Source organism: Sphingobacterium puteale (assembly GCF_050986225.1).
Taxonomy (GTDB): Bacteria; Bacteroidota; Bacteroidia; order Sphingobacteriales; family Sphingobacteriaceae; genus Sphingobacterium; species Sphingobacterium puteale.
On record NZ_CP158959.1, the window covers coordinates 2,264,477 to 2,284,223 of the forward strand.

At 39.9% G+C, this 19,747-nt stretch carries 19 protein-coding genes; 8 read left to right on the forward strand and 11 right to left on the reverse strand.

Annotated elements, in window-relative coordinates; translation table 11 throughout:
- Positions 1-3 precede the first annotated feature (3 nt).
- The gene (locus tag ABTV71_RS09335) at positions 4-645 is read right to left on the reverse strand and encodes a YceH family protein (RefSeq protein ID WP_121121327.1); all 642 of its coding nucleotides are present in this window, start codon (positions 643-645) and stop codon (positions 4-6) included.
- 194 nt (positions 646-839) lie between these two features.
- Between ABTV71_RS09335 and ABTV71_RS09340 the strand changes: the two genes are divergently transcribed.
- The 3 genes from ABTV71_RS09340 to ABTV71_RS09350 are packed head-to-tail and all read left to right on the forward strand — an operon-like array spanning position 840 to position 3,899.
- On the forward strand, positions 840-1,745 hold the full coding sequence (locus ABTV71_RS09340) for a histone deacetylase family protein (protein ID WP_433903009.1): 906 nt from the start codon (positions 840-842) through the stop codon (positions 1,743-1,745).
- A gap of 9 nt (positions 1,746-1,754) precedes the next feature.
- On the forward strand, positions 1,755-2,813 hold the full coding sequence (locus tag ABTV71_RS09345) for a nucleoid-associated protein (protein WP_433903010.1): 1,059 nt from the start codon (positions 1,755-1,757) through the stop codon (positions 2,811-2,813).
- 6 nt (positions 2,814-2,819) lie between these two features.
- Positions 2,820-3,899: a DUF3810 domain-containing protein gene (locus tag ABTV71_RS09350; protein WP_433903011.1), complete on the forward strand. Its 1,080-nt coding sequence runs from the start codon at positions 2,820-2,822 to the stop codon at positions 3,897-3,899.
- Between the two features lie 85 nt (positions 3,900-3,984).
- Here ABTV71_RS09350 and ABTV71_RS09355 read toward each other — a convergent pair whose 3' ends face one another.
- Together ABTV71_RS09355 and lpxB are read right to left on the reverse strand one after the other, a co-directional pair.
- Positions 3,985-4,620, reverse strand: coding sequence for a hypothetical protein (locus tag ABTV71_RS09355; RefSeq protein ID WP_121121332.1), 636 nt, complete (start codon positions 4,618-4,620; stop codon positions 3,985-3,987).
- A 55-nt stretch (positions 4,621-4,675) separates the two neighbouring features.
- A complete protein-coding gene (gene lpxB, locus ABTV71_RS09360) occupies positions 4,676-5,791 on the reverse strand; it encodes a lipid-A-disaccharide synthase (protein WP_433903012.1) in 1,116 nt (371 codons plus the stop codon).
- 279 nt (positions 5,792-6,070) lie between these two features.
- On the opposite strand from lpxB, the gene ABTV71_RS09365 reads away from it, so the two are divergent.
- Positions 6,071-6,376 carry an FtsB family cell division protein gene (locus ABTV71_RS09365; protein WP_121121336.1) on the forward strand — a complete coding sequence of 102 codons (306 nt, stop codon included), beginning with the start codon at positions 6,071-6,073 and terminating at the stop codon, positions 6,374-6,376.
- 118 nt (positions 6,377-6,494) lie between these two features.
- Here ABTV71_RS09365 and ABTV71_RS09370 read toward each other — a convergent pair whose 3' ends face one another.
- Complete coding sequence (locus ABTV71_RS09370; protein WP_433903013.1) at positions 6,495-7,208, reverse strand: DUF4397 domain-containing protein; 714 nt, start codon at positions 7,206-7,208, stop codon at positions 6,495-6,497.
- Positions 7,209-7,666: 458 nt separating this feature from the next.
- Between ABTV71_RS09370 and ABTV71_RS09375 the strand changes: the two genes are divergently transcribed.
- Positions 7,667-8,038, forward strand: a complete 372-nt coding sequence (locus ABTV71_RS09375; protein WP_121121342.1) for a YkvA family protein — start codon at positions 7,667-7,669, stop codon at positions 8,036-8,038.
- A 49-nt stretch (positions 8,039-8,087) separates the two neighbouring features.
- Here the strand turns inward: ABTV71_RS09375 and purH are convergent, their stop codons facing one another.
- The 6 genes from purH to ABTV71_RS09405 form a co-directional block, all read right to left on the reverse strand.
- Positions 8,088-9,614, reverse strand: coding sequence for a bifunctional phosphoribosylaminoimidazolecarboxamide formyltransferase/IMP cyclohydrolase (gene purH, locus ABTV71_RS09380; protein ID WP_433903014.1), 1,527 nt, complete (start codon positions 9,612-9,614; stop codon positions 8,088-8,090).
- 116 nt (positions 9,615-9,730) lie between these two features.
- Positions 9,731-10,369, reverse strand: coding sequence for a uridine kinase family protein (locus ABTV71_RS09385; RefSeq protein WP_121121346.1), 639 nt, complete (start codon positions 10,367-10,369; stop codon positions 9,731-9,733).
- 36 nt (positions 10,370-10,405) lie between these two features.
- Entirely contained in the window at positions 10,406-11,323 is a 918-nt protein-coding gene (locus ABTV71_RS09390) for a LysM peptidoglycan-binding domain-containing protein (RefSeq protein WP_433903015.1), read from the reverse strand.
- An 11-nt stretch (positions 11,324-11,334) separates the two neighbouring features.
- A complete protein-coding gene (locus tag ABTV71_RS09395) occupies positions 11,335-12,090 on the reverse strand; it encodes a hypothetical protein (RefSeq protein WP_121121350.1) in 756 nt (251 codons plus the stop codon).
- 113 nt (positions 12,091-12,203) lie between these two features.
- Complete coding sequence (locus ABTV71_RS09400; RefSeq protein ID WP_121121352.1) at positions 12,204-13,802, reverse strand: OmpP1/FadL family transporter; 1,599 nt, start codon at positions 13,800-13,802, stop codon at positions 12,204-12,206.
- 73 nt (positions 13,803-13,875) lie between these two features.
- Entirely contained in the window at positions 13,876-15,027 is a 1,152-nt protein-coding gene (locus ABTV71_RS09405) for a hypothetical protein (RefSeq protein ID WP_433903016.1), read from the reverse strand.
- Between the two features lie 178 nt (positions 15,028-15,205).
- On the opposite strand from ABTV71_RS09405, the gene proS reads away from it, so the two are divergent.
- The 3 genes from proS (at position 15,206) to agaR (ending at position 18,475) form a co-directional block, all read left to right on the forward strand.
- Complete coding sequence (proS, locus tag ABTV71_RS09410) at positions 15,206-16,678, forward strand: proline--tRNA ligase (RefSeq protein WP_433903017.1); 1,473 nt, start codon at positions 15,206-15,208, stop codon at positions 16,676-16,678.
- Between the two features lie 12 nt (positions 16,679-16,690).
- Complete coding sequence (locus ABTV71_RS09415) at positions 16,691-17,479, forward strand: GDP-L-fucose synthase (protein ID WP_433903018.1); 789 nt, start codon at positions 16,691-16,693, stop codon at positions 17,477-17,479.
- 234 nt (positions 17,480-17,713) lie between these two features.
- On the forward strand, positions 17,714-18,475 hold the full coding sequence (agaR, locus tag ABTV71_RS09420; RefSeq protein ID WP_120258429.1) for a transcriptional repressor AgaR: 762 nt from the start codon (positions 17,714-17,716) through the stop codon (positions 18,473-18,475).
- A 178-nt stretch (positions 18,476-18,653) separates the two neighbouring features.
- On the opposite strand, the gene ABTV71_RS09425 is transcribed toward agaR, so the two are convergent.
- Complete coding sequence (locus tag ABTV71_RS09425) at positions 18,654-19,730, reverse strand: agmatine deiminase family protein (protein WP_433903019.1); 1,077 nt, start codon at positions 19,728-19,730, stop codon at positions 18,654-18,656.
- Between the last annotated feature and the right edge of the window lie 17 nt (positions 19,731-19,747).

The following is a 19,747-nucleotide window of genomic DNA, read 5'->3' on the forward strand; positions in this document are numbered from 1 at the left end:
CAGTTAATGTAATTCGTCCCACAAATCCTGAAATTTTTGCTTTAAGGCAGCGACTTCCTGTTCGAGTTGTCCTATACGTTCCAAAAGCGCCTGATCTGCGACAGCGGTATGTGAGCTGCTGGCATGTTCAAAAGCTTCCACATTTACCTCGCCAAGTAGGTGAATATACCGTACCTCTTTATGACCAGCTTGTTTTGGCAGTGATTTTAGGTAGCCTTCTTGCGACAGCTTTTCCAATTGTTCAGTAATTTCACGCAATGATTCGAATTCGTAGAGCCTGCCGGCACTTGAATTAATTTCACCTGCAGTTAGTGGTCCGCGGAGCAGCAATAGGCAAATAATAGCCAGTTCGGATGGTACTAGCGGAAATTGTATGGCAAAGTTGTGTTTATACTTGGTTACCCTGGACCCACCACCGATAACGGTTGAAATCAATCCTCTCTTTTTCAGGATGTCCAGTGTATTGACGATGTCTTCTTCGCTATATTGCACGACAGGCTTGCGAGAAGTTTTTTGATTGCAAGCAGCCTGTAAGCTGTTGATCGTCATGGGATAATATTCAGGGGTCACCTTTGATTTTTCAATCAAGGAGCCTAGGACACGCTGTTCCATTGCAGACAATTGAGGCAAATTAGTCGTTTCCATGTTATTTTTAATGTATCTATTATAATCGAATATAAGTTAAATGTCAAACGGCGCCCGACATCAACTTGAAGATTTGTTCTTATCCAAAGATGCCCTTTTTCCCATAGAACTCCAAAATATCCGATTGATATTGTTGGAGAAAATGGGATTGCTTTAGTTTTTCTTATCTTCGCATCAATAAAATAAGATTTAAAGTGCTTAAGATAGCTTTTCATCCCGAATTTATCCATCCGGTCAAAGAAGGACATCGTTTTCCGATGTTAAAGTACGAGTTGATCCCGCTGCAGTTAAAGCATGAAGGATTGGTCAATGAAACTAATTTTTTCAGACCTGAGCTGGCAAGTTTTGAGACCTGTTGTCTGGTACATGATCCAGCCTATGTGGCAAAACTGTTTGATTTGAGCCTGGATCCAAAAATGGTGCGCAGGATTGGATTCCCCTTAAGTAAGCGTTTGGTAGACCGCGAACGCTATATTCTGGACGGAACAGTTCAGGCTGCAGGATATGCCTTGAAATATGGGGTGGCTTTTACCATTGCAGGTGGAACCCACCATGCTGGCTATGATTTTGGTGAAGGCTTTTGCCTGATGAACGATCAAGCCACCGCCGCAGGTTATCTACTAAAATATAAGCGGGCAAATCGAATCCTTATTATTGATCTGGATGTGCATCAGGGGAATGGGACAGCGCATATCTTTGAGGGGCATCAACAGGTGTTTACCTTTTCAATGCATGGCGAGAAGAACTATCCCTTTATCAAGCAGCCTTCTCACTTGGATATCGGACTCGCTGAAAATATAACAGATAGAGAATATTTGGAGATCCTGAATGAGCATCTGCAGGAATTATTTGAGCGTATCCGGCCTGATTTTGTTTTTTATCAGGCAGGTGTAGATATACTGGGGACCGATAAACTAGGAAAATTGAATTTAAGTCCAGCTACCTGTGCACGAAGGGATGAACTCGTACTGGGCTTATGTCATCAGTTGCATATCCCTGTTCAGGTAAGTATGGGCGGGGGATATTCGCACCAGATCAAAGATATTGTCAATGCACATTGCCAAACATTTAAAATAGCAATAGATTTATATCATTTATAAAATAAGAATATGTTTTTTCATCAAGACGCAACTTTTGAAGCACTATCCATACACCGTGTGGGAAACAAAGCACAAGACGAATTTTATATCCTGTCAGACGAACCAGTGTCCCTTGAAGGCGATGAAGTATTGCCCGGACTTTTGATGCAGTATTTTATGAGTCCCTTTGCTAAAGTGAACGAAGTATATCGTCTTTATCATCCCAATGAAGAACTGGATCTGAACGAGGTGTTCTATTTTGTTCGCCAGTACTTTAAAGAGCAGTTACCCTTTCACGATTTTTCGCAGCAGATTTCGAAACACCTGTATGAGGTGTCCAACCACCCCAAGATTAAAGCAGGGGAGGTGTATGTGGTAGCGTTAAAAAATGTACAGATTGAAGGCGAGGAACACAATGCTATTGGTATATTTAAATCGGAAAACAAAGAGACTTACCTAAAGGTATATCCCGAACAAGGGGCTTTTACCTTGGAATATGAGCAGGAGGCAATCAACATCAATAAGTTGGACAAAGGATGCATTATCATCAATGTTGAGGAAGAGGAAGGTTATAAAGTTCTTGTATTGGATCAAACCAACAGACAGCAGGAAGCGGTATATTGGAAGGACGAATTCCTGAAACTGCGTGTGCGTAATGACAATTTCAATCAGACAGGTAACTACCTAAAAGTCTATAAGAATTTTGTTCAGGAGAAACTCGATGAAACGTTTGAACTGGAGAAGGCCGATAAGATTGATCTGATGAATAAATCAATGAACTACTTTAAGGAAAAGGAGACTTTTGTTCAGGAGGAATTTGAAGAGGAAGTATTGGGAAATCCCCAGGCGATAGCCCTGTTTCAGGATTATAAAGCTGGTTTTGAAGATGAGTTCGATTCGCCCTTCCAGTCGAGTTTTGAAATAGCGGACAAGGCGGTTAAAAAAATGGAATCTTCTTACAAATCGGTGCTCAAATTAGATAAGAACTTTCATATTTATGTGCACGGAAAACGGGAATACCTTGAAAAAGGATTTGATGAAGATAAAGGGATGAACTATTATAAGGTCTATTTCGAAAACGAAAGCTAATACCCCATGATGAAGCGTGATAAAATAGCTGTTTTTATTTTTGGATCATTCATCAGTCTGCTATGCGTTTTATCGTTGATCGAAAGCCGTAGTTTATGGATCGAGGAATTTTATGCACGGGGATTTTATCGGTTTTATGGTCATATCCCAAAGTTTATTTTTGGCTATATTCCCTTTAGCATAGGGGATATTTTTTATGCCTTCACGGTTATTGTTCTGCTCTATTGGCTGGTTAAACTTATACGCAAGCTATGGTGTAAAAAATGGTCGGATGCTTGCCGTGCCTTTTTATTTATCGTAAACCTATTTCTTGGGCTCTATATTTTCTTTTATATCTCCTGGGGGTTGAATTATTATCGGAAGCCAATCAGTGTGAATGCAAAACTGCAAGTTGACAGCCTGAGGCTCGCGGACTATCTCATGGTACTCGATGAATACCTGGATAGTACAAATGCTTTGCGGGAACAGGTAGATCCAGCACAGTGGGGCCAAAGAAAAGATCATATGCGGAAAGATCTGGCGACCTGGGTGAAAAAAGATACCACATTTTCTTCTTTTTTGTCAAGTAGTCAGATCAACGCCAAATCTCCCTTAAATAGTGTGGTTGTTTCATATTTTGGTGTTTCAGGTTATTTCAATCCGTTTACACACGAAGCACAGGTCAACTATGCCATGCCAGCCTTATCTTTTCCGTTTACTTATGTACATGAGCTCGCCCACCAACAGGGGGTAGGTTTTGAAGATGAAGCAAATTTTATTGCTTTTGTTCGACTGCAGCATCATCCACAGTCTTTTTATCGTTATTCAGCCTATTTGCAGACAAGCCTTTATATGCTCGGAGAATTACGGGGCATGTATCCAGATCTTTCGAAGGAATATCAAACAAGACTGAATAAGCTGGTGTTGGCGGATGTGGCAGCGGAGCGCCTATTTTGGAGTGATTATACGGGCTGGATTAACGACCTGATGGGTTTGTTTTACAATCAATACCTGACACATAACAATCAAAAAGAGGGAATTGCAAGATATGATCGCATGACAAGGTTGGTGTTAGCCTATGAACTAAAAAAGAGAGGTTGTCATTGAAGTTTACCAAAAAAAGAATAGTTATAAAAAAAACAGCATCAATCTTAAGGTTGATGCTGTTTTTATATAGTCCCTTTCGCCTGTCCTATTGAGTCGAAATCAGTTCAAAGGAACCTTCCGTGCCTGCACTACCGGAATAAATTTGTCCCTGTGGCAATCCTCTGAGACCAGTTGGTGCCGTTTTGATCCGGTCATAAATGTTTCTCAAGTCTGTGTTTGCATTGACAGCCCTACCCCCCGCTACCACATCGGCATAGATATAATTTGGCGACTTTTTATCTGTTGCCTGTGGTTTTATACTTCCTGTTGCCAAGGTGACTTTCACTTTGCCTCCATTACCATTGGGGAATGTTTTGGTTCCATTAAATGCATCATCGCCTTTGGCAATAATATACAGTGAACCCAATTTTTGAAAATTGACATGAATATCAAAATTAGCGCCGTTATTCTTACCATCGGTCCCATAGAAAGTTGCTTTGTTTCCGATCTCCGCATAACCAATGGTGATTTTGACATTTTTCTTTCCGTAAAAAGAGAGGGTGGAATTATCTTTCATGACCAATGTATCAATATGGATAACTGCGGTGGAATCTTTGCTGTCAATATTTTTCTTGGCTTTTTTTCCAATTTCAAGTTTGGAGAAATGCTGTGTTTCCTGCGCTTTACCAATAAAGGTCAATGCGAAGCAAAAAAGAAAGCCCAAAATAAGTTTCGATTTCATACGCTTTAATTATGTATAACTAATTAATAGTTTGACAATTGAAAGCCAAAAGAGTTTAATTTTTACCGAGATATTTTACAATTAATTTAGCTGTTTTCTCCGAGGCGCCGGGTGAACCAAGTTTCTCGGCCAAGATCTCGTAATTTTCCATCACGCTAGCCCGATGCGCTTTGTTGTTTATGAGTTCGCCAACTTCATAAGAGATATCATAGGCTGTACAATCATCCTGGATAAGTTCGCGTACGGACAGAAAATTATTGATCAGATTGACCAGGGAGATGAACTTTATTTTTACCACAAGCTTCGCTATCCAGACAGATATCGGATTAGCTTTGTAAACCACAACCTGCGGAACTTTCAATATACCTGTTTCCAGGGTTGCTGTGCCACTAGTGACTACGGCAGCTTCCGCATTATTGAGAATATCATAAGTTTGATTGAAAATAACCGGTATATCAATACCCTTTAAAAATTGTTTGTAGTAAGCTTCGTTAAAATTTGGAGCACCAGCAATGACAAACTGATGAACAGGAAAAAAATAGGGGAGTTCGGCCATAATGGGCAAAAGTTTGATGATCTCCATCTCGCGGCTGCCCGGTAATAAGGCAATAAGCGGTTTGTCCGTAAAGCCATTTTCTTCCCTGAATCTCGGATTAAATGGGTAGGTTGAAATTGCATCTAACAAGGGATTACCTACGTAATCGACCGGCATACGCCATTTTTTATAGAAATCCACTTCAAAAGGAAGAATACAGAACATGTGATCAACAATTTTTTTGATCTTTTTGACGCGGCCCTGATTCCATGCCCATACTTTTGGTGAAATATAGTAACATGTTTTGATCCCATGTTTTTTTGCAAATTCAGCGATTTTTAGATTGAAGCCTGGGAAATCGATGAGGATGACGGTATCAGGCTTTTTCTCCAGAAGGTCACTTTTGACGGCTTTCAAATTTTTGGATATCTTGCCCAGATTTTTCAAAACTTCCACAAAACCCATAAAAGCCATTGCCGAGGTATGTATCAATGCTTTTTCTCCCGCCGCTTCCTGCATTAAATCTCCGCCTATAATGTTGAAGGTCGCGTCGGGATCTTCATTTTTAAGCGCTTTGATCAGATTGGCACCATGTAGGTCGCCTGATGTTTCACCAGCAATAAGATAGTATTTCATAGAAAAGTGATTATGTATTGGCACCGTTTTCATCGGTAAAAATGAATCCATTGCGCCCAGTTTGTTATTTAATGCTCATACGGAGGAAACAGTCTATCTTTTATCTGTATTTCGCCTTCCATTTGGGCTATTTAATAGCATGTCGTTTTGACTTGTTAAAGATAATATTATTCTAAAGATATGATGAATTTGAGGGCATTATTCCATATCTTTAATTAACGAAGTTTAACTTCGGAAGAAAATATCGGTAGTCTGAAAGCTAAATAGTATTTTTGTCCTATGCAACGATTATGGTCTTTAATAAGAAATAAGTATTTATTAGCCACTTTGGCTTTTTTGGTGTGGATGTTGTTTTTCGATAGAAATGATTTTGCTACGCAATATAGCTATCAAAAACAAAAGGCTAATTTGGAAACTGAACGCTCCTTTTACCTGAAAGAGAACGCAGCCATTATAAAGACGATTAACGATATCCGGTCCAATCCACAGGAGGTACAGCGTATCGCTCGGGAGAAGTATAAAATGAAGAAGGAGAATGAAGATATCTATGTCGTCTCTAAAATTACGCCCAAGGAAAACCCATAAGAGTTATTTTTAGGTTGAGAAAATTAACCAAGTTTAGTCATCCATCTTTTTACAAAATAAAGAAAGACCATCATAGAAATACGATGGTCTTTTTTCAGTATATAGAAATGGGGTATTTTTAATTTGCCGCTTGGGCTACTAGACCAAGGTATAGTGGCTTTTTCTCGTCATTGGCTTTACCGATCAATATCAATGAATAATAGTAATTTTCTACCAGTTTGATATCCTTGCGCGTTGCTATCGTTTTTCCGGCTTTATCTTTGGCAATAACAGTATAGGTGCCACTTTTTTGTGCGATAAAACCTTGATGGGCAGTCGCTGAATTTTGGGTTTCTTTTGCCCGATTCGTCCATTCTGTTGGAGAGGTCTCACTGCCGATTTGCAGGGTTACCTGATCTGTTCCCTCCGCAAGATTAAAGAAACGTAAACCGGATTCCGTGTTTTTGATTTCTTTGTTGATTTTGTCAGTTGTAATCACCTGGACTGGCTTCTCTTTGTTGCCATAAACAAATGAGGTGTATATGGTGCTGTCTTTGATCGTAACTGTTGTATCAACAAGGACATTGTTATATTCTGCTGAAACGGCTATTTTTCTAGCTCCAGTGAATAGGCCAACTATTGGGCTATAGCTTTTAAATTCCAAAGGGTAATTTAGATTTTGTAAAGGCCCCCCATCGGCGTAATAGATGACCGCATTAGCGTCACTGTAGCCATTGACCATTGTAAAGAGAGCCGCTGGAATTCGTTGGTCATCGTCATCTTTCAAACAACTGGATAGCAAGAATGTCGCTACTGCGATGGCAATAAAATTAAATAATCTATAGTTTTTCATAACCGTGTAATATTAAAATCTATTTTTTTGTATATAACACATTGCGCTTGTGTTGTCTATTATACGGTGATGACATACACTTTGCTACAGTTGGCTGTAAAAATAATAAAATTGTGGTTTATTATTAATAGCATGGCGATCTCAGGCAATACTTTTCTTCTCCAGGAGGAGAGAGTAGGGCTGGAAAAGTTGGATATTGTCTTTGCAGTCTGTTTAACACATTCGGAAATTCTTTGGCAATCTTTCGGAGGTTCTTCGGGACTGATTTGACTTGGCGCTGATTGTTACAGGGCTGTTATTTGTTTCGTTGTCGGAGCTATGGCGAAGAATAGGTGAACCATTCCCGAAGCGCTGTCGAACATTGTTTGTGCTTGAGAGGACTTTGACCCGCGTTTAGTTCTTTTCTTGTAAAAAAGGCACAGGCTTTGTTAAATAAAAAATATTGATAATTTTGGGTTATGAACAGTAGAATCAAAAAGATTGCAACAGGTATGTTTGAGCGCTTTAGACATCGTAAAATTACGGAAGCAGAGTTGTCTCAGGCGGAATCTAAGGCAAAAAATTTAGGAAGCTATGTTGGCGATTTTAAATTACTGATCGCGATGTGCAAGGATGCAATTGTAGGTAAATTTAAAATGAACAGCTGGAATCTATCCATTATTATCGGGACGATTATTTATGTAGTTTCCCCAGTAGATGCTATTCCGGATTTTATTGCTGTAGGTGGCTGGTTGGATGATGTTGCTATTGTTGCCTATGCCATCCGAAAACTTTCAGAAGAAATAGAACGGTATAAAATAGAGCGGTTGGGCTGGCAGGTTAACAAATAAAAAAGCTACTTTTAAAAGTAGCTTTTTTTATGAAACGGTTAGATCGTTATTAATGCTTGAAATGTCTTACACCAGTAGTGACCATTGCAATGCCTTTTTCATTGGCCATATCAATGGACAATTGATCTTTGATAGAACCACCTGGTTGCAATACGGCAGCAATACCTGCGTTTGATGCGATCTCTACACAGTCCGGGAAAGGGAAGAAAGCATCTGATGCCATTGCACAGCCGTTTAAGTCAAAACCAAATGAAGCTGCTTTTTCAATTGCTTGCTTTAAGGCATCAACACGTGATGTTTGTCCAACACCTGATGCGAACAAGGTGTCATTTTTGGCAAAAACAATGGTATTTGATTTTGTATGTTTTACAATTTTATTGGCAAAATATAAATCTTCCAATTGCTGAGCAGTAGGTTTCACTGTTGTTACAGTGACCATTTGTTCAGGTCCTTCAATAGTATTGTCCTTATCTTGAAGAATGACACCATTCAATAAAGTTTTGAATTGTTGAGCAGGTAATTTTACATCTTTACGGGCTAAGATAATTCTATTTTTCTTCGCCGTAAGGATGGCAATTGCTTCTTCAGAATAAGCAGGTGCGATTAAGACCTCGAAGAACAGGTTATTGATCTCTGTTGCTGTTGCGCCATCTACTTCACCGTTAGTAATCAAAACCCCGCCAAAGGCTGAAACAGGATCACAAGCCAAAGCATCGATCCATGCTTGCTTGATTGTTGGGCGAGAGGCCACACCACAAGCGTTTGTATGTTTTAGGATGGCAAATGTAGGTTCCTTAAACTCGTCAATTAAAGCAACAGCAGCATCCACATCAACAAGATTGTTGTAGGAAAGCTCTTTTCCATTTAATTTGTCGAACATATTATCCAAATCGCCAAAGAAAACACCTTTTTGATGCGGGTTTTCACCGTATCTCAATACCTGAGCTTTCTGCTCGGATTGTTTAAAAACTTCAATTGGATTCTCTTGATTGAAATAATTGAAGATTGCTGTATCATAATGGGATGATGTATTGAAGGCACGTTTTGCAAATTCTTTTCGTTGCTCCAAAGATGTATTACCTTCTTGGTTGGCTAGGATCTCTTCAAGCGCTTTATAATCATTTTTGGAAGAAATGATCACAACATCATTAAAGTTTTTCGCTGCTGCACGAATCAATGAGATTCCACCGATATCGATTTTTTCGATGATATCTTGCTCGGGAGCTCCGGAAGCAACAGTTTCTTCAAATGGATACAAATCTACGATAACCAAATCGATCTCTGGTATTTCATACTGAGCAAGTTGCTGTTGGTCCGATTCAAGCGGACGGCGTGCTAAAATTCCACCAAACACCTTTGGGTGTAAGGTCTTAACACGGCCTCCTAAAATCGAAGGGTAGCTGGTCAGGTCTTCAACGGGAACGACAGCTATACCTAAATCTTTTATAAATGTTTCTGTCCCTCCAGTGGAATAGAATGTAACACCGTATTTGTTTAATAATTCAACTAAAGGAGCTAGGCCGTCTTTATAATAGACTGAAACCAAAGCATTTTTAATCTTTACAGGATGGTTCATTATGATGGATTTGTTTCGTGGCGCAAAGATAAGAATTTAAAGTCTTGATGTCAATAAATCAAGCACTTTTAAATAAAGACGGGCGTACGTCCTCATAAGCCCGTCTTTATTGTATATTATACTAAATTGAGTTTGGCCTTCAATTCTTCAGAAATCTGATTGGTAATTTCCCAAATCGGTTCAGGTTCGTCAGTATTGTTAAATATAACCTGATCACAAGAATCCTGAAATGGTAATAAATACTCATTGTATGAAGGAAGAACATGGTTTACCCATTTGTACATGACGTCGTCTTCAAAATAGCCACGTTCGACTAAATCACGATGTAGCCTTCTACGGAGTGCAATATCCTGATCTGCACTCAGGAAGATCTTGTGGTTAATAAGCGCGTTGATTTCTGTATAATAGAAAATGAATAACCCTTCGATAATCAGTATGGGGGCTGGCTTGATCTCTAATATTTTTGGAGTTAGTGAAGGATTATTAAAAGTATACTCCTCTTTATAAATCGTTTCCCCATTAAAGAGTGCTTTGATATCGGTATAGAAAGCTTCTCTGTCTATGGACGTTGGGATATCAAAATTATAGAGTCTATTTTCCTCTTGTGTCTTTGTATTGGCAGGGATATAATAGTCATCTTGAGAAATCAAGGTGGCTTCATCGGTTTTAAAATGTTTCAAAAAACTATTCAAAAAAAATGTTTTTCCAGAACCACTACTTCCGGCAATCCCTATGACATACGGTTTGTTATTCATTCTTGTTTCGCGCTGCAGGAGCTATTTTTATTTTAATTAATTTTCTAAAGGTAATCCGTAGGCGATTTCTACCTGAAAACGTTTATCCAGTGCACCGATACTTGCCGCTGCGGACTTTGATAACACGACAATGGCATTTTGGTTTTCAGCATTATCATTAAATTTTCCAACGACTTTCGCATAGGTGACGCTTTTTGTCATGGGGTTGGTGATTTTCAAGATCGTTCCGACGGGCGCACTCTTGTGAAGTGCGAGGTTACTTGTTCCTTGGGTAGACAAACCATCAATCCATACGCCAATCCCCCGCTCGGATTTTTCGCGTATCCCGTAACGGTTTGTTGAAATTTGATTTTCTTCTTTATTGTCATCGTTTGTGGAATCGGGTGCAATAATTTCGATTCCTTTAGGTTCAACCAATTTTGGTCTTTCTGGCGGCAGTGGCTGATTCGGAATCATTAATTTCATTCCACCGCTTATGATGTTGTTTTTGAGATTATTGGCTTTTTTGATATCCTCAACAGTAATACTAAACCTCTTGGATATAGCATATAACGTTTCTTTTTCACCAACAATATATTCTGTGAAACCCTGTTGTGGATTACGCGGATTCTGCTGTGCAGTGTTACCTGAGGGTTTATTTACCAGAGGAGCAGGTTTTCGTCCAGTGGGTACTTTAACAATCTGTCCGAGGCTTAATGTGCCATTACCATTTATCTGCGTGAGCTGACCTACCGTTGTTTTGTACTTCTTGCTGAGCTGATAATAATTGTCTCCTTTTTCGATCTTGAAAAGGACAAATTCTTCGCCATTGATTATCTCGGTACCTACGGAGTCAGGAACCGCATTTACATGTAATGAAGTGAGGTTTCTCGCTTCAACTTGTTGGATAGATAGCATTGAAATCGATAAGATGACTACCTTTTTATATGTATTTAATTCGAATAATAGTTTCATATATTTTGCAATTATACTAAATACGAAACAAACTCCCGTTTATTGTCTGTCAAAAGGAATATTTGTTTGTTAACAAGAAAATAGATGTTGAAAAACTTTAATGGTAACTGATCGACTGCAATTACAGTGTCAATTAACCGCTCTTTCGTTGATCGCACTATCCGGATTTGATAGTGATTAGCTGTGTTTTTTTCATAGAAAGCCCAAATAAAATAGTCATCCAATGCACTTATCCAAATTTCGCCATCGACGGTGAAATCTGTCAAAAATTGGGGAATTTGACCATTGTAAATTACTGGGTAGACTATTTGGCTGTTAAAAGGTTTAAATGATTTCTCTTTTTTGTTTTCAATGGAAATTGTTTTTAAATCTAAAAACAACTGCATTCCTTGTTCGATCATTTTGGGACGAAGCAGTATTCCTCCATTGACCATTTCAACAAAAAGATAATTAAACCAGGTTTCTTGTTGATTTGGCTGATAACAGTCAATGATCTGTACACCTGCATCAATGGGTGAATTACTGGAAATCTTTTTTAAAATAAGCTTCTGACATTGAATTCCTGTAAGCACCCATTCTTTGCTTATCGCCTGGAAGTCTTGAAGTACATAGTTTCCTTCGAAAGTAACGACATTGAAATAGGGGAGTGTGTCTGATGGATTCCTGGTCTCCACAGCGATCAACCTACTTTCAGCATCGATTTCGATCCGCCAGATGGGATAGGTAAATACGGCATTGAATGCTTTTGATATTGTCTGATCTGTCATGTGATTTTCAACCAAGAGGACAAATTTACTAAAAGCTTTTAAATTATGGTTGCCGGGATTGTAATAAATAAAAAACGTCCAGGCTAGCCTGGACGTTTTTAGAGAAGAATCTCCTAGAATTTGGAACCTATTGTCAAGACAACATTGGTCCGTTGATTTTTTATATCGGCTACTGGACTTGTGTTTCCAAAGTACTGTTCATCAATAAGGTAAGGGCTTTCTTTATAATTAACGGCATTATAGGCTCCGGTCAGATCAATATACATACCGCGGCCGAGTTTTGCACCGATACCCAAAGATGCAGTATAATTTGTATAATCTGCATTTTTGTACGGATTGCCACTATAATTGAAACCGGCTCTACCACTAAAAACATTATCAAATAAAACTTCACCACCGATGCGCGCATTAAAAGCTCCTTGATAGTTGTTTTTGATGTTTTGGTTCATTTCCTGTTCCAAAGCTTTATTATATGCGCCGGGATCTTTAAATCGGATGGCACCAAAATCAACCCATTCTACATCCGCAGTAATTAATCCTCTGGAGAATACCTGACTGGCACCTAAGGAGAGCTTGTACGGTGTGTTCATATTGTACTCTAGATAGCTATGCCCTGCATCATCACTGGTACGGTATTCTTTAAAGGACTTATCTTCATTCGGTTTAAAATAACGGAATTCGGAATTGCTATAAGACTCATCTCGAATGCTCATGAATGTCGGAGACTTCGCTGTAAAGCCCATACTAAAGGTCGGTGTGAATTTATAGATTACACCTAACTTGAAATCCACTCCTGTACCATCTGTCACTTGTGCATAATCATCATACAATTCATAGTCCTTGTCCAGCATCTCACGTTTTTTAGCATATGCTGCCTCTGGTTTTAAATATTCAGAGTCTTTATTGATTTTTGTCAGTTGGTCAGCAGTCATCGTTTGGCCGTATTCCGTAAACCAGCTTGAGTTGTCGTAACTAAAAGCAGTAAAACCTAATGCAGCTCCCAAGTATAATTTGTTGCTATAGTTGGCACCAAAAGATAATACAGATTCTGATTTACTTCCCTTTTCTAAGATGGAATTGATTTGATTAAAACCACCTTTTCCATCATAGTTTCCGCCAACGGTAAGGGGTATGTATGCTCCGGCGTTCTTGGGGTCAACGTCAAATAGTAAGGAGTTATTATAGACCTCCTGTCCCCAGCCTTTCATTCCGCCAGGCGACGATAATCTATCCGAATAGGCATCAGTAATTGAACTTGTATTATTGATCCCTCTATACTCTAACAGGTTGTTATAAACATAATTTCGGTTATAGGCTATACCAACATTGAAATTCAGCCAGCCTTGCTCCAGGTTTCCGCCATTTCGGTAAGTAGGTAAATGAAAGACGATACCGGCATTGTCCAAGTTGAAATTATTTTTGCTGCTATTGGAGTTTTGTCCGAAATAATCTGTTTTATTTTTATTGTTAAGGTATCTGCCTGTTACGGAGATATCGGATTGATTGAAGTAACCTAAGCCAGCCGGGTTTCCGGTAATTGAGCTAATATCACCACCTAATGCGGTAGATGCGTTTCCCATTGCTTTGAAGCGAGCAGTACCGCCATTGTCCCCTTGGGAAAACAAAAGTACATCTTTCGTATATTGTGCTTGGGCAGTTCCCGCTGCACCTAGTAAAAATGCAGTTCCAAAAAGTAATTTTTTGATTGTCATAAGCTAAAATATCGTCTATAATAAGCAGTAGCACACATGATTATGTATGCTACTGTAATTTGTTTTTTTATTGCTAGCGTGTACGTCCACCGCTGGATCTTGAGCTTCCGCCACCACCAGAGAAGCCGCCGCCGGATCTTGAACTTCCTCCGGAGAAGCCGCCACTTGAGCGTGATGAACCGCTATCATAACTTCTTGTTGGTGGAGTATAGGATGGTCTGGAAGTTGAACTCGGATTGTTTGAGCGTGTTTCCATCGAACGGCTCATTGGACGGGAAACTTCACCTGAGTTTGTACGTGTTCTGGAAGTTCCACTGGAACTTCGCATGCTTGGGTATGTTCCATTTGTTCTGTCTGAGCTCCGTGTTCTGCCTCCATCGGGATAGCCACTTCTCGTAGAGATGCCATCTGAAGTTCTTGTTCTGCCGCCTGTTCTATCATAAGAAGAACTACGTGAGATAGAACCGTCAGAATTCCTTGTCCTACCGCCGCTTGTTCGGCCATTAGAAACTGCCGTAATACGTCCCCTGGAATCCCGAGCTACGCCAGTACGATCATAAGTTCCTGAAGTTCTGGTACGGGAAGATGAAGTACGCACATTGTAATTGTCTCTATAGGATGATCGCGAAGAAGCATAACGTGGTCTTGAGTTACCCCAATAGCCACCGCCCCAATAACCATTGCCATACCAGCCAGAACCCCAGTATCCGCCGCCATACCAGCCACCCCAAGGGTAATAGCCGCCATACCAAGGAGATCCCCAGCCCCAGCCAGATCCCCAGCCCCAGCCTAAACCGATAGACCACGAAGAACCCCAGCCGGAACCCCAGCCCCAACCTAAACCGAAGGAAGGACCATATCCATACATCCCGCCGAATCCATAACCATACCATGGATCGAAGAATGGATCAAAATAGGTCATCCCTGGAGAGGCATAATAGAACCTGTTTATCCGATTGGCATATTCAAGATCTTCATAGGAGTCATTGTTGTAATCCTGGTCTGAATATTCGTCATCATAATAACCGCCCTGAGCTTGTCCTCCTTGTTGAACCTGATCTGCATCTGTGTAATAGTAATCCGGACTTTGATAGACTTTTTGTCTAGCCTGTCCATTATTGCCATAGACATCGTCGCTATAGATTTGCCTACTCGTACCGCAGGAACCTAACATAAATGCTCCTGTCATGGCAAGTGCTCCGATAAATAATCTATTTTTTTTCATAATATCCTAAATCGTTATTTTCGATTATACAGCCTTATTTACTATCTTAGACGCAAATTTCTCGACGGGGTTTAATCGAAGTAATCAAAAATACAAATATTTTTTATTGAACGCTTTTTGTATTGGAAATACAGACGAGATTTAACGTAATAATGTTACAATAATTTATCAATTTCATATGAGTAAAGGAATAACAAGTCGTGCAGAAGATTATTCGCAATGGTACAATGAACTTGTGATCAAAGCTGATCTGGCTGAAAATTCAGCTGTACGAGGCTGTATGGTGATTAAACCATACGGGTATGCTATCTGGGAAAGAATGCAAGCAATCTTAGACAAGAGATTTAAAGAAACAGGCCATAGCAATGCTTACTTCCCTTTATTCATTCCCAAGTCGTTTTTTTCTAAGGAAGCTGCCCATGTGGAAGGTTTTGCCACTGAATGTGCTGTGGTCACTCACTATAGATTAAAAAACGATGGTACAGGTAAGATTGTGGTTGATGAGGATGCAAAGCTGGAAGAAGAGCTGATTGTACGTCCGACTTCTGAAACGATTATATGGAATACCTACCGTGGCTGGATCGAATCGTATAGGGATCTGCCAATTTTGGTTAACCAATGGGCAAACGTGGTCCGTTGGGAAATGCGTACGCGTCTGTTCTTGCGTACGGCCGAGTTTTTATGGCAAGAAGGGCATACTGCGCATGCAACCAGCGAAGAGGCTATTGCCGAAACAGAACGTATGCTCGATGTCTATGCAGAATTTGCTGAAAATATTCTTGCTGTACCGGTTGTACGTGGCCGCAAAACCGAAAACGAACGCTTTGCCGGTGCTTTGGATACCTATTGTATCGAGGCTTTAATGCAAGATGGTAAGGCTTTACAGGCGGGGACATCGCATTTCCTTGGACAGAATTTTGCCAAAGCTTTTGATGTAAAATTCACGTCCAAAGAGGGGAAATTGGAACATGTATGGGCAACATCATGGGGCGTTTCTACCCGTTTGATGGGAGCCTTGATTATGGCGCACTCAGACGATCAAGGCTTGGTATTGCCTCCGAAATTGGCGCCAATTCAGGTTGTTATTGTTCCCATTTTCAAAACTGAAGAAGAAAAAGCGCAGATTGATGCATTCGTAAATCAGTTAACAAATGAACTGAAGGTAAAGGATATCTCCGTGAAATACGATGATCGCGATACGCAGCGCCCGGGCTTTAAATTTGCGGAATGGGAATTGAAAGGTGTGCCGGTGCGTGTTGCCGTTGGCGCAAGAGATATGCAAAATGGAACTGTAGAACTGGCCCGTCGTGACACGCAAACAAAAGAAACGGTAGCGCAAGAAGGATTGGCGGGAAATATCGAACAGCTGTTGCAGGCAATACAGGAAAATATTTACCAAAAAGCATTGGATTTTAGAGCGTCCCATTTTACCGAGGTAAATTCTTATGATGAGTTTAAAGAAGTGCTGGAAGGTAAAGGTGGATTTATCTCTTGTCATTGGGATGGAACCATAGAAACAGAAAAACGTGTGAAAGAGGAAACAAAGGCGACAATCCGTTGTATTCCTTTGGATGCCAAAGAGGAGCAAGGTGTTTGTATCTTTACGGGCAAGCCTTCTAGCAGACGCGTTTTATTTGCAAAAGCTTATTAATCTTTTGATCATATGCGGATACTTATTTTAGGATGCGGCTGGCTGGCAGAATCGTTTGCCATGGATATGAAACATCAAGGACATGAGGTCTGGGCAAGTACCACACAATATGAAAAATACCATCGGCTTAAAACTGATGGTATTTTTTCGTTTATTGCTGACTTTGATAAGGGTAGTGTGTTGCCTGATGTATTTCTTCCGGACCAGTTCGACTTTGTTTTAAATAGTATTCCCGCCAGCAAAAAAAATAGTCTTTCTGGTTTAGGAACTCGTTTTTCGAATGTTAAAGGATTTCTTGAAGATATCCAATGGACCAAACAGGTGTTTTTAAGTTCCGTTGGAATTTATCCGGATAAAGATGTTGTCTATAGTGAATTGGATTCAGCTGGAATAGAATTTTCCGAAAAACTTCTTTTGGCTGAACAGCTGATGTTACAACTGCCTAACACTTATGTATATCGACTTGGAGGCCTATTTGGTAAAAATCGCATTTTTGCTAAATACTTTGCCAATCGTATCTGCACAACAGGTGAACAGCCGGCCAATTTTGTTCATCTCGATGATGTTGTGCAGTTGATTATGTTGGCTTCTATTAAGGACCTAAATCATCGTGTTTACAATGTTGTTGCACCGATGCACCCCAAGAAAAAAGATGTGATCCTAGCCTCTGCACAAAAGTATGGTTTCGATCTGCCATTGCAATTTGACCAAGGGGATCATTTTCAAAAAATAGTCTGTGGAAGCCTGCTTCAAAAGGAACTGGATTACCATTTTATTTGGCCCAATCCCTTGGAATTTTGAATTTGTCGAAATCAAAAACTTTATCTTTTTAGAATAAAGTATAATTTGCTTTATAGAGAGTATAAATAATTAAATAATTTCATTATTTTAACGTCAGTTCTGCTAGGGAAATTTGTATAGCATATCTGACCGCTAAAATCAAGCATTGGTTTTAGTTGATATGTTGTATTTTCTAATGTATCTGTATGGATAAACAACTGGTAGATTTAATATTTTAGCGCATATAAAAGAACCATGACAAACGTAGAGCGACATCAATATATTTTAAAACAATTAAAAGAGGTAGGTATAGTCCAGGTGATTGACCTTTGTGAGGAACTGGGCGTATCTTCTGTTACCATCCGAAAGGATCTTACACTTTTGGAGGAAAGTGGTCTGCTTTTTCGGACCCATGGCGGAGCAACACAATACAATCCTTATACAACGGACCGGACAGTATTTGAAAAAGAGAAACTTCGCTCGGATGACAAAAGCAGAATCGGTAAGAAGGCTGCTGAGATGATTGAGGAAAATGATTCGATTATTATTGCGTCCGGAACAACCATGCAATCGTTGGCCAGGCAGATTGTGCCTAAGGGAAACATCACCGTGGTCACTTCAGCGCTGAATGTTGCCATGGAGCTAATTAAATACCCATCAGTAGAAATTATGCAGATGGGAGGTACATTACGCAAAACTTCTACTTCAGTCACTGGAAAATATGCTGAAAATTTACTGCATGATTTTTATTGTAGTAAATTGTTTTTAGGGGTGGACGGAATAGACCTGGAGTATGGTGTGTCAACATCCAGTGCGCAAGAAGCTCAATTGAACCGTATCATGATCGATACAGCTCAAAAGGTCGTTGTGCTCGCTGATTCGTCCAAATTTGGAAGACGTAGTTTTGGGCGAATTTGTGGCTTCGAAAAAATCGATATTTTGATTACAGATGATAAAGTGAGTGCCGGATTTGTGGAATCGTTAGAGAAGTCCGGTGTGCATGTCGTGGTTGTTTAGTTTCCTGTTTTGGTCGCTTCGGGTCGTTGCGATAAGTTAATGTGGAGCGGTTGTCGCGAGTAAACAGCCAACCTTGTTATAGAAATATCTAATTTGATAGTGCTTGTGAGCAGATACTATAAACAGAAAGGCTTCTTAACCGATTAAGAAGCCTTTCTGTTTATAGTATAATTTACCTTTAGCAGAGCGCGGGTTCTTGCTGACTCAAGCAATGAAAACTACCCAGTCCCCAGATAATGTCTACTGAATTAATTCCGATAACTTTCCGTGTCGGAAAGCACTCCTGAATAATATCCAATGCTCTTTGGTCATTAGGATCGTTGAAAATTGGAACAACGACAACATCATTTGCAATATAAAAATTTGCGTATGATGCCGGAAGTCTGGTGTCCTCATAAATCACGGCTGCTGGCATCGGTAGTTCAACAATATTAAGTGATTCTCCGTTTAATAATCTGAAGGAACGAAGTGTTTCTAGATTTTCCTGGAGGATGGCATAATTTTCATCTTCCGGATTTTCTTCCACAACAGTTAAAACAGTGTTTTCATTCACAAAACGTGTAATGTCGTCAATATGGCCATCTGTATCATCTCCAATGATTCCGTCGCCTAGCCATAATACCTGATCTTGTCCATAGAATTCTTTGAGGTAAGTCTCAATCTGCTCTTTCGTATAATCAGGGTTTCTGTTTTCATTGAGCAGACATGCTGTTGTTGTCATCACTGTTCCGGCTCCGTTGAATTCGACAGAACCACCCTCCATGACGATATTCGGTGTGAATAAAGGAAGGCCAAACTCTTTAGCTATCCGTGTAGGAACGACATCATCCAGATCGAAAGGTGGATACTTGCCACCCCAGGCGTTATAGCCCCAGTCAACAACTGCTTTTGTGCCTGAATTTTGATTGATCAGGAAAGCGGGACCATGATCTCTACACCAAGCGTCATTGGTCGGGTTGAAATAAAATTCAATATTGCTAAAATCGGCCGTTACTTTTTTCAATTCTGCGATGGCGAATGCCTTCATATCTTCGTCAGCAACATTGATTCTAACTTTCTGTCCAGCAGCAACAGCTTTAATAAACTCGCAATAGGGCTGGTATATGGTATCAATTTTTCCGGGCCAAGATTCCTCTTTATGAGGCCAGCTCAACCACAAAGCTTCTTGTTTTGCCCATTCTGCGGGAAACGAAAAACCTTGTTTTTTTGGGGAATTATCAAAATATGCCTGTGCGAAAGTGCTTTCTTGTTCCATGCTTTAAAATGTAAAAA

Coding starts and splice junctions, on each gene's coding strand:
- ABTV71_RS09335 (WP_121121327.1), bottom strand. CDS start 645: ATGGAAACGACTAATTTGCCTCAATTGTCTGCAATGGAACAGCGTGTC.
- ABTV71_RS09365 (WP_121121336.1), top strand. CDS start 6,071: ATGCAACGATTATGGTCTTTAATAAGAAATAAGTATTTATTAGCCACT.
- ABTV71_RS09385 (WP_121121346.1), bottom strand. CDS start 10,369: ATGAATAACAAACCGTATGTCATAGGGATTGCCGGAAGTAGTGGTTCT.
- ABTV71_RS09370 (WP_433903013.1), bottom strand. CDS start 7,208: ATGAAAAACTATAGATTATTTAATTTTATTGCCATCGCAGTAGCGACA.
- purH (WP_433903014.1), bottom strand. CDS start 9,614: ATGAACCATCCTGTAAAGATTAAAAATGCTTTGGTTTCAGTCTATTAT.
- ABTV71_RS09400 (WP_121121352.1), bottom strand. CDS start 13,802: ATGACAATCAAAAAATTACTTTTTGGAACTGCATTTTTACTAGGTGCA.
- ABTV71_RS09375 (WP_121121342.1), top strand. CDS start 7,667: ATGAACAGTAGAATCAAAAAGATTGCAACAGGTATGTTTGAGCGCTTT.
- ABTV71_RS09425 (WP_433903019.1), bottom strand. CDS start 19,730: ATGGAACAAGAAAGCACTTTCGCACAGGCATATTTTGATAATTCCCCA.
- ABTV71_RS09345 (WP_433903010.1), top strand. CDS start 1,755: ATGTTTTTTCATCAAGACGCAACTTTTGAAGCACTATCCATACACCGT.
- proS (WP_433903017.1), top strand. CDS start 15,206: ATGAGTAAAGGAATAACAAGTCGTGCAGAAGATTATTCGCAATGGTAC.
- ABTV71_RS09395 (WP_121121350.1), bottom strand. CDS start 12,090: ATGACAGATCAGACAATATCAAAAGCATTCAATGCCGTATTTACCTAT.
- ABTV71_RS09415 (WP_433903018.1), top strand. CDS start 16,691: ATGCGGATACTTATTTTAGGATGCGGCTGGCTGGCAGAATCGTTTGCC.
- agaR (WP_120258429.1), top strand. CDS start 17,714: ATGACAAACGTAGAGCGACATCAATATATTTTAAAACAATTAAAAGAG.
- ABTV71_RS09405 (WP_433903016.1), bottom strand. CDS start 15,027: ATGAAAAAAAATAGATTATTTATCGGAGCACTTGCCATGACAGGAGCA.
- ABTV71_RS09355 (WP_121121332.1), bottom strand. CDS start 4,620: ATGAAATCGAAACTTATTTTGGGCTTTCTTTTTTGCTTCGCATTGACC.
- ABTV71_RS09390 (WP_433903015.1), bottom strand. CDS start 11,323: ATGAAACTATTATTCGAATTAAATACATATAAAAAGGTAGTCATCTTA.
- ABTV71_RS09350 (WP_433903011.1), top strand. CDS start 2,820: ATGATGAAGCGTGATAAAATAGCTGTTTTTATTTTTGGATCATTCATC.
- lpxB (WP_433903012.1), bottom strand. CDS start 5,791: ATGAAATACTATCTTATTGCTGGTGAAACATCAGGCGACCTACATGGT.